The 8,947-nt window shown below is 67.2% G+C and carries 13 protein-coding genes; 1 reads left to right on the top strand and 12 read right to left on the bottom strand.

What is annotated here, in order from left to right; genetic code table 11:
• From AB0H49_RS34270 to AB0H49_RS34220, 11 genes are all read right to left on the bottom strand, one after another.
• A partial coding sequence (locus tag AB0H49_RS34270) for a replication initiator (RefSeq protein ID WP_357257248.1) occupies nucleotides 1-1,253 on the bottom strand: 1,253 nt, incomplete at its 3' end.
• On the bottom strand, nucleotides 1,253-1,882 hold the full coding sequence (locus AB0H49_RS34265) for a hypothetical protein (protein WP_357257245.1): 630 nt from the start codon (nucleotides 1,880-1,882) through the stop codon (nucleotides 1,253-1,255). The genes AB0H49_RS34265 and AB0H49_RS34270, both read right to left, overlap by 1 nt.
• On the bottom strand, nucleotides 1,879-2,040 hold the full coding sequence (locus AB0H49_RS34260) for a hypothetical protein (RefSeq protein ID WP_357257242.1): 162 nt from the start codon (nucleotides 2,038-2,040) through the stop codon (nucleotides 1,879-1,881). Before AB0H49_RS34260 ends, AB0H49_RS34265 begins: the two co-directional genes overlap by 4 nt.
• The gene (locus AB0H49_RS34255) at nucleotides 2,037-3,569 is read right to left on the bottom strand and encodes a DNA cytosine methyltransferase (protein WP_357257239.1); all 1,533 of its coding nucleotides are present in this window, start codon (nucleotides 3,567-3,569) and stop codon (nucleotides 2,037-2,039) included. Before AB0H49_RS34255 ends, AB0H49_RS34260 begins: the two co-directional genes overlap by 4 nt.
• Nucleotides 3,569-3,760: a hypothetical protein gene (locus AB0H49_RS34250; protein WP_357257236.1), complete on the bottom strand. Its 192-nt coding sequence runs from the start codon at nucleotides 3,758-3,760 to the stop codon at nucleotides 3,569-3,571. The genes AB0H49_RS34255 and AB0H49_RS34250 overlap by 1 nt, the downstream gene beginning before the upstream one ends.
• Complete coding sequence (locus AB0H49_RS34245) at nucleotides 3,757-4,080, bottom strand: hypothetical protein (protein WP_357257233.1); 324 nt, start codon at nucleotides 4,078-4,080, stop codon at nucleotides 3,757-3,759. The genes AB0H49_RS34250 and AB0H49_RS34245 overlap by 4 nt, the downstream gene beginning before the upstream one ends.
• Nucleotides 4,077-5,390, bottom strand: coding sequence for an FtsK/SpoIIIE domain-containing protein (locus tag AB0H49_RS34240; protein WP_357257230.1), 1,314 nt, complete (start codon nucleotides 5,388-5,390; stop codon nucleotides 4,077-4,079). The genes AB0H49_RS34245 and AB0H49_RS34240 overlap by 4 nt, the downstream gene beginning before the upstream one ends.
• Complete coding sequence (locus tag AB0H49_RS34235) at nucleotides 5,390-5,581, bottom strand: hypothetical protein (RefSeq protein ID WP_357257227.1); 192 nt, start codon at nucleotides 5,579-5,581, stop codon at nucleotides 5,390-5,392. Before AB0H49_RS34235 ends, AB0H49_RS34240 begins: the two co-directional genes overlap by 1 nt.
• Nucleotides 5,581-5,856 (bottom strand): hypothetical protein, encoded by a 276-nt coding sequence (locus AB0H49_RS34230; RefSeq protein WP_357257224.1) that lies wholly within the window; start codon nucleotides 5,854-5,856, stop codon nucleotides 5,581-5,583. The genes AB0H49_RS34235 and AB0H49_RS34230 overlap by 1 nt, the downstream gene beginning before the upstream one ends.
• 2 nt (nucleotides 5,857-5,858) lie before the next feature.
• Nucleotides 5,859-6,536 (bottom strand): DUF2637 domain-containing protein, encoded by a 678-nt coding sequence (locus tag AB0H49_RS34225; RefSeq protein WP_357257221.1) that lies wholly within the window; start codon nucleotides 6,534-6,536, stop codon nucleotides 5,859-5,861.
• Between the two features lie 2 nt (nucleotides 6,537-6,538).
• Nucleotides 6,539-6,994: a hypothetical protein gene (locus AB0H49_RS34220; RefSeq protein ID WP_357257218.1), complete on the bottom strand. Its 456-nt coding sequence runs from the start codon at nucleotides 6,992-6,994 to the stop codon at nucleotides 6,539-6,541.
• Nucleotides 6,995-7,198: 204 nt separating this feature from the next.
• Here AB0H49_RS34220 and AB0H49_RS34215 point away from each other — a divergent pair, with 204 nt between their 5' ends.
• Nucleotides 7,199-7,861 (top strand): GntR family transcriptional regulator, encoded by a 663-nt coding sequence (locus AB0H49_RS34215; RefSeq protein ID WP_357257215.1) that lies wholly within the window; start codon nucleotides 7,199-7,201, stop codon nucleotides 7,859-7,861.
• Between the two features lie 58 nt (nucleotides 7,862-7,919).
• Here AB0H49_RS34215 and AB0H49_RS34210 read toward each other — a convergent pair whose 3' ends face one another.
• Complete coding sequence (locus AB0H49_RS34210; RefSeq protein WP_357257212.1) at nucleotides 7,920-8,750, bottom strand: hypothetical protein; 831 nt, start codon at nucleotides 8,748-8,750, stop codon at nucleotides 7,920-7,922.
• Nucleotides 8,751-8,947: the final 197 nt, after the last annotated feature.

Here is an 8,947-nt window from a genome sequence, read left to right as displayed (position 1 = left end):
ATCGCGGTCCGCGTCGAGTCGGTGTCCAGGACTTCGCTGATCGACTTCGTCAGGTACTTGGTGACGTAGCCGATGGCACGGTCGGCCTTCTCGCCGGGGATGTAACCCTTCATGTGGCCGGGGTCCATACGTTCGCCGAACCGCACCGTGTACGCCGGTTCGAGATCGTCCACGGTCTCGAGCACGTCGAGCGCGTAGTCCCAACCGGTCAACGCGGCCCCGGTGTCGGGATCGACGAACGTCAGCAGCCGGTAGTCCCAGACCGGCATCCGGTCCCCGGAATAGACCTCATGCTCGGGGCCGAAATGCGGCCACCACACCTGGTGATAGGTCGCCGCGGTGACCAGTCGCAGGAGCTCGCGGGAGATGACACCGCGTAGCAGCAGGTGCAGGTGCGGGGCGCCTCGCCGCTGGGGTTCGACGGTGGCGAAGTACTGCACGTCATAGCCCACCGCCCGGCGCAGGTTCTGAATCCAGCGGTCGACCAGCTTGGAGAAGAACACGATGTCACGGGCCGCGCGGGCGTAGTCGTAAGTCTCCGGGTCACGGGGAGAGCCGTCCCCGCACGACTTGCCTTCAGCATCCACCGCGCCGTCCTGATTCATCGCACCGTAGGAGGGCATGGTGAGGGTGACCATCATCGAGGAGCGGTAGCCGCCGATCACCTTGCCGACCGTGTGCCGTTCCACCTTCCGGCGCGGCAGATCCGGCACGTCCTGACGGCGTTTCGTCGAGCGAGTACGCCGCTTGCGGGGTTTCGGGTCCAACGGCGGGATCGGGCCGCGGAACCCCGAATCACGCAGATCGCGGTCCAGGTCCGCGACAATGTCTGCGATCGCGTCGGCCATCTCGTCGTCCCCGTCGCCGCGGGCCTCGCGGTACTGCTCGGCGAGATCGGCTCGGGCGGTGAGCAATTCGGTTTGCTGCTCGGACGGATCGCGGGTGTCTTCGACCGGTTCGGTGTCGGCGTGCCAGCCTTCGCGGCATTGGGTCATCCGCAGCCAGCGAGCCTTGTCCGCGCACGGCTTGCACACCGAGGCGACCGTGGACTTGCACGGTGCCCCGATGTACTCCTCGGTCAGGGTTTTCGGGTTGTACACCTGCATCGGCACCGGCCGCACACACACCCCGAACTTCTCGGCGGTCGCTTCGGCCACATGGGTGAAGTCCGGGAGCGCGCGGCGCTGTGCGGCTGTCTGCCGCTCGGTGGTGGCCGTGGTGTCGGTGGCCGGGGTGAGTAGTTCGGTGGTCATCAGGCGGCGTCCTTTCCCCAGTCGAGCCCGCCGTCGATGTGCGGGAGGGCGATCGGTTCGGCGAGCGAATCCCCGTGGCGGAAGGCGAGTTCCACGGTCGCGGGTCCGGTGATGGTGGCGCGGCATTCCTGGGCACCGAATGCGTGAGCGAGGTGGTCGGTGCGGTTTTCCCAGTCGGCGGGGCAGTGGCCGGGCAGCATCCGCACCCGCACCCGATCCACGCTGTCCCCGATCTGCACTCCGAGCAGTCGCGGCACGGTGGTGCGGTCGTCGGTGGTGACGGTCAGGTGGCAGGCGGTCATCAGGTGGGTCCAGCGGCGGCGGTAGCGTAGCCAGCTCAGGAACCGGTGCCGTGCCCGCCGAGATATCCACCGCTCGAAGGTCTCCGGGCTTCTGCGGCGCCAGAGCACCATCCCCGCGGCGGACACCCCGACCACCACGACACCCGCGACCGGTCCGGCGAAGATTCCCGCGGTGACCGCGAGAGCGAGCGGGATCGAGACCACCGGGAACAACACCGCCCACCGGATGGTCACAGCGGCTCCGGTGATCAGCCCGGCGCCGAGGTTGAGCACGGCCAGGCCGAGCAGGTCGAACGGGTCACGGTCGGTGTGGGTTTTCGTGGTCACGACCGGGTTCCTTCCTTCGTGTCGAACAGCGACATCTGCCCGTCGCAGGGTTCGTGCAGGTTCTTGCGGGGACGCCGCTTGGCTTTGGTGACCTGATCGGCGGCGGCTTGTACGATCGGATTCACCTGCCGGGCAGCGGGTTTCGGTGTGTCGGTCATGCTGCTACCTGGTGTCCGAGGGCTTCGGCGACGGCGGAGACCAGGTCCCGGGCGGCGGGTGGGGTGACGGCGTTTCCGGCTTGGCGGACCTGTTCACGCCGGTTGCCGAGAATGACGTAGGAGTGGTTGAAGGCCATCGCGCGGGCGATCTCGGAGGGTTCGAGCATCCGGAACTCGCAGTCCTCCACCTTCGGCGCCGCGATGGTCAGGCCGTGGTGGTTGCCTGCCGCGGCGACCGTGTCCAGCGGTTCGCTGACCGGTTTGGCGGTGTTGTGATTGCGCAGCGGCACCACCAGCGCGTAGCGGTCGCGGGTCGTGGCGGTGCCGTGCGGTTCGCTGGCCGGGCGAGCGGTGCCGTGGCCGTAGTAGGGCACCAGCAGCGCGGTTTCGCTGCGAGTGGTCATCGTGCGCATCGGATCGTCGGTCGTGCGGGCGTGCAGTCCCACGCGGCCTTCCACCGGGACCAGTAGCCCGTCCGCCTCGCGGGTGGTGCGGGTGGGCATCGGGTCGTCGACACTCGTCGCATCGTGGCGCCACGTCCCACCGGCGGGGACAAGCAGGGCCTTGGACGGCGTGGTGTGCACGGTACGCAAGACATCGGTGACCGACCATGTCCGCACCCCGGGGCGACGTTCGAACGTGTTGCCCGCGACCTCGGCCGTGAACGGATCACCGGCGAACTTCGCCAACCCCGCTTCGATGCGCTGCATGGTCTTGTCCGCCAACGGTTTCCGCCGATCGCCAATGCGTTCCCCGCGCAGAGTCCAGTCGATGGCGGTGGCCGCGGGCAGCCAGGCCGGTTCGACGATGGCGTTGCGGCAGGACACCGAGGGGCAGCGCCACAGGTATTGGGCGCGGTAGCGGCCCCACCGCCGGCGCGGGTTCTTCCAGCCCTGCACCGCCGACACTTCCCGGTCGCAGCCGGCGCACCAGGCTTTGGGGCGGGTCCAGCGGTTCAGGTCCGGGGCGCGGTCCCCGGTCCGCCAGCACACCACATACAACCGGTCGCGTGATTGCGGTGCGGGAGCTCCGGCGGCTTGGGCGTGCATGGAGTTGAGGTAGACCACTTCGTGGCGGTAGCCGAGCAGATCCAGCGCTTGCAGCCACGCGGGCCACATCACCCATTTCGCGGCGTCGACGACGTTCTCGACGATGATCGCCCGGTACTGGTGGTGCTCGGCGAAGCGCACCACATCCCACATCGTCGCCCGGGACCGCTCGGCGGCCTCGTCGGGCAGGATCTCCCCGAACAAGTCCGGGGTGGAGTCGATGTTGCGGCGCCGACCCCGAGCCACACTGTGGTTGGTGCACGACGGGGACGCCCACAACACATCCGTACGCGGGAACAACCTGGGGTCGACCTGGGACAGGTCCGCGCAGGCGTGGTCGGTGCTCGGGTGGTTGGTGTTGTGGGTTTCCACCGCCAACCGCCAATGATTGGCCGCCATCCGCACCGTCACGCCGGGGACTTCGGCGGCGCCGGAGCTGGAACCGCCAGCGCCGCAGAACAAATCGGTGACCGTGAGCATCACGCCGCCTCCGGCCCGTAATCATCGGTGTCCCACACTGGGAGCGATCCGGTCTCGACGAAGACGTTGATCGCGATCGCGATCGGGTCCAGGCCGCGGGCTTCGAGCTGGCAGCGGCGCCGCGCCTGGAGATCGATGACGTTGTCGGCGTATCGGTCGGCGGTGGTCTTGCGGGTCTTCTTGGTGCTCATTTCTGTGCCTCGATTTCGGGGGTGCCGCACCGGTCGCAGGTGCGGGAACGGGTGGCGGCCAGCGGCCAGGTGGTGGTGCGCCAGGAGTCGGGGAAGGTGTGGCCGTGTTCGATGCGGTAGTTGGTGGCCCGGCAGCCGTCGCAGACGACGCTGTTGCCGTCGAACAGCCAGCCGACGCCCGCGGCCTGCAACTCCAAATGGGTGATGGCCTGGGCGATGGAGTCGAAGCAGACGGCTTCGTTCTCACCCTCGGTGTAGTGATCCCCGCAGGACTCGCAGTAGACGACCACATGCGACTCGGTGACGAATCCGCGTTTCACGCCGCCACCAGCCCATCACCATCGGTGTCGCCGTCGCCGAGGTCGTCGGGGTCGAAACCGCTGTAGTCGCCCTGCGGGGCGAGATCGACGTTGGCGCCGGGCGCGTACTGCTCAACGAGGCGATCGATGTCGTCGTCGGTGACGTGGAACGCGCGCACCCGCACGAACCCGGTCGAGCCGTCCTCACCGACGTAGCCGACACCGGGCGTGTGTTCGCTGATCTTGTCGCAGAGCGCACCACGGTCGCGGGCGCCCTGGCCGTGCACCATCGTGGTCTGGGTCGGCTCATCCAGCCGCAGCCCGATCCGGATCGGGAACAACTGCCGCGACGGCATGGTCTCCTTGGACGGGTCCTGCAACGCCGCGATCACCGACACACCGACCGCGCGACCCTGCGAAAGCAGCAGCCCGAGCAGCTGCTCGAACTCCGCCTTCTGCTCGCGCGTGGCATACGCCGACAGGGCGGCAGCCTCATCGATGATCACCACGATCAGCGGCTCATCCGTGGTCGGGACATGCTTGCGCACACCCGCCGCCCGCAGCCGTACGGTGCGTTCCTGCATCTGCTGCACCGCGTCGCGCAGCATGGCCAGGATCGTTGTGGCGTCGGTGGCGAACCGGACGAACAGCGGTTCACCGCGGCCGAACTCCATGCCGCCCTTGGGATCTGCCATCCACACATCCACCAGACCGGCGAGAATGGCCGCGCCGAGAGCGGCGATGATCGACCACAGCACCGAACCCTTTCCCGAACCGGTGGCGCCCGCGAGCAGGATGTGCCCATACAGCACGCGCAGCCGCCACAGTTCGTAGTCCTCGGTGACCCCGACCGGGACCGCCTCCAGGTCCACACCGTTGTGAACCGCGCCCGGCAACGTCGACGGGGCGGCGAGGGTGTCCCACGCCCTCACCTGAAGACGGACCCAGCTGGGTTCCGGCGAAACAGCCGTCACCGTGGGGACGCCGAGATAGGTCGCGAACTGGTCGAGGGTTTCCTCGTCGTTCCAGTCCGCCAGCGATTGGCCGCCGAGCATGATCAGCTCCGCGTCGAGACCGTGGGCGGTGTAGTCGTAGCGCTCCACGTAGGGGAACCCGCCGTCGATCGAACCCAAGCCGAGGGCGGCGAGCATCAGGTTCGTCTGTCCGGGATCGGCCAGGATCGACACCGCGGTCCGCAACTCCGGCGGGGCGTCAGCGACGATGTCAGCGACCGTCAGCGGACGCGGACCCGAACCGAGGTGGCGAAGCCAGACCATGCCACCCGAGGCGGCGACAACGCCCGCGGTGACCAGCACACTCGTCAGCGTCATCACCGATCACCCTCTCCGGCAATGGGTTCCGGGCAGAACATGACACAGCCATCCGGACGTGCGGGGGTGCGCATGATCTCCGCCGAGGGCTGGCGGTCCACCGTCAGCAACAGCGTGGCCGGGATGACGAACAGCACGACGAAGACCACCATCGCGATTAAGCCCGGGCGGGCGAACGCGAACGCGGCCATCACGCCACCGCCTTCGTCAGATCGACCCGGTAGAACGACTCGGTCGCCAGCTCGTGAGCGGCCAACGCCGCCTGGAGGCCGGTAACCAAGGTGCGGGCGTCCTCGGGGTCCAGCACCAGCGACGCGTCACTCTGCGGGCCGACGTGCACCCAGACCTTGGCGTCGGCGTGGCCGTCGAACTGGTCGTGCTTGCCGTAGGTGTAGCCGTGCGCGGGCGCGTAGCGGACGTCCAGACGACCGGGAAGGAGCTGGGCAGTCGTGACGTAGATGCTCATGGTCAGCCTCCAACAGGCAGCGCGATCGGCAGCATGTCTTGCACCGGTCGCGGGGAACGAACAGGTTGTTTGACCGGCGCGACCACACGCGGCGCGGCCGGAGGAATCTCGGGAACCGGCACCGGAATCGGAGCGGTGACCGGTTCGGAATCAGGAACCGCCACCGGCACCGGAGCTGCAGCAGGCTCGGCAGCCGGGACGGGATCAGGTTCGGGCTCGGACTCCACGGCGGCCGAAGCCACGACCGACGCGGGCACCGAATGACGTTGCGCCGCACGGAACAACAGCGCGAGACCGTGAGTGTCAGCAAGCAGGGAAATCGGGGCGATAGCCGCGACCAGAGCAGCCGCCCACGGCGGGAGATCCCGACCGGCCGCGACCGCGTGCAGCGAGTTGCCCGCCACCGAGACCAACGCGCCGACCGTCAGGACAGCGACGAAGAACCGGCGTTCGGGGCGGTGCGTGCAGACCAGCACCCCGAAGGTTGCCAGCAGGATCGTGCCGTCCACGATCAGCGGGAACAGCCACGCATCCCGCGCGGGCACGTGTGCCAGCTTCGCGAGGTCTTCCAGGGTGGAGAACGACAGCCGGAACGCCGCCGCCCCCACGCCCAGGATGATGACCACGGCGGACCAACGCGCCCAACGCATCCCCGCCGACACCTGGTCCGCCGCGCTCACCGTCAGGCCGCCTTCGCCTGGCGGGCCGCACCCGGATCGGCCGGAGCCTGCTTCGCACCCGAGGTGTCACCCGCGATGCCAGTCGCGCGGACCAGCCAGCCGATCGACTTGAACTCCCCCGAGCCCTGGATCTTCGGCTTGATCTGCAAGCCCTCCAGCACGACCGGGGTGATGCCGGGCATCAGCGGCGCGGCCGAGGGAACCGGCTGCACGTCCGCCACGAACGTCACATCGAACGAAGTGCTCTTCGCGCCCGAACCCGCGGGATCGGTCACGGTGCCCTTCCACAGCCGCTTGCCCGTGCCGTTGCCGTCGTTGTCCAGGTCCACACGCTGCCGCTTCACCGCGTTGCGGTCCGTGTTGAACTCCGTCAGCGGCTGGATCTCGCCCATCAGGACCAGCCCCATCGGGAACGCCTCGCCGAAATTCACGCTGAACCACACGTCCTTCAAAGCCATCGTCGTATCTCCTTGTCAACTGGGTTCTCGCCCATGCCGGGCGCCTGAATCCATGGTATACTCAACTTGGTATACCAACAAGGGTTCGAGCGATTCTGTCGGCAAACATCCAGCTGTTGGCGTGTAAATGGGGCTTACCAGTTGGAATACCTATCTAGGTATACTGAGAATCATGCTGCCGCACACGACTGAAGGGGACTGACAATGACGGAACCGGCCTACGTCACAATCGCTGGCGACTACGCGCGCCAGATCCGTGGTGGAACCCTCGCTCCAGGGGCTCAGCTGCCGAGTCGGTCCGAGATGGTCAAGAAGCACGGCGTCTCGGACATTGTTGTTCGCCAAGCAATCGAGTTGCTTCTGAGTCAGGGACTGGTGCGCACGATCAAGCGTCGCGGCGTCTTCGTCACCGACCGGCCGAATCTCGTGCGGGTCTCCCCGGAACGCCAGATGGAGAGCCCGGAAGCGACGTTCGAGCGCGAGTCCGCAGGCACGATCCACGTTGAGCGCGATACTGAACGCATCCCGGCGTCGCCCGAAATCGCGGAAGCCTTGGGCATCACAGCTGGCGAGACGGTTACACGCGTCGTCACCCGGGCCAGCGAAGACGGACGACCGATCTCAATCTCGGACTCGTACCAGCCGCCCAGTGTCGAGGGCACGTCCGGATCGGCGTTCCTTGAGGAGACAGTCTCGGACAAGCTTCCCGCGTCATCGCACGCCGAATGGCTCGGGACGCCGCCCGGCGATCTGGTGAAGGCCGTACACCAGCGGTTCCTCGCCTCCGACGACCGGGTGCTGATGGTTTCGGAGATCTCGTACCCGCGCGACCGCTACGAGGCGTTCGTCTTCCGCATGACGCTGTAACAGCTGCAACGAGGCCCGGGATACTCACCGAGTTGGGGTGCCCGGGCCTTTCGGTGTCTTAGCGTCGCAGCCAGGATTGCGCGACGTCGGCAAGATTCCACCATGAAACATGTTGCGAGTCTTGGGTTTCGAGATGCCATCCCGACGCCAGCCGATCGAAGAACGGTTCATCACCGGTCTTACCACCCCGCGGCTCGCCGATATAGACCAGTCGATCTCCTCCAGCCCGTTCGAACGCGTCCAACGCGTCCGATGCCATCGGGTTGTCCCAGCCCGGAGGCCAGCAGAGGAACAGCACACTGTCCGGACCGAGTACGTCCGAGACGCCGCCGACTTCTTTCACCGGATGCCATACGTCCAGCTGACCATTTGCGCGCGGGAACGATACATTCTCAGCGAGGTTCGGCGGCTCGGAATCGAATGCAGCCACATCTATTCCTCGATCTGCCAAGAGGCGGGCCCAGTATCCACGGCCCGCACCGAGTTCCACCAGTCTTCGCCCTTCGGTGAAGTCGGCTATCCACTCCAGCGTCTCAGGCGATGGCACCGCGTAGGCGTAGACCGCCTGCAAGATTGTCTGCGCGAAGCCAAGTCTCGCGCTTCCGTTCGGCCGTCCACCGTTCACGACGCGGCGGCCATCAACCTCCTTCGTAGCCGGTCTGACGATCTCCCAGTACGGGTTCCCGGATGCGCTCTCGCCACCAGTCATGTAGTGCACGAACCGCAGATCGAAGGCGGCATCTGCTTCCGGGTCGTGAGTTCCGGTCAGCATCGGAGCCGTATCGAGATAGTCGGCCACCTGCGGATATTCCATACGCAGGCGACACTCGTCCCCGAGCAGCGCAGCCAGCTCGGTCCGTCTCTCCGTCGTCAATGCCAGCCCAGTCATATCGGCCATTCTCCGTGCCCCGCTACCTTCTTTCGGGTTGTTGCCGAATTTCGCCATACAGGATCAAGAGCGCCCCGGCGGCGCTGGGCGTCGGTGCTCGCCCGGCCGGGGGGCACCCGCGGGCGCCCGGGAAAGGCGGTCGGCGGCGGGGGGGGGGCGGGGGGGGGCGCCCCCCCCCACAACAAAACCGGGTGAAA

Source organism: Nocardia sp. NPDC050713 (genome assembly GCF_040654315.1).
Taxonomy (GTDB): domain Bacteria; phylum Actinomycetota; class Actinomycetes; order Mycobacteriales; family Mycobacteriaceae; genus Nocardia.
The sequence above is the reverse complement of the archived record's forward strand: the minus strand, read 5'-3'. Positions and strand labels throughout refer to the sequence as shown.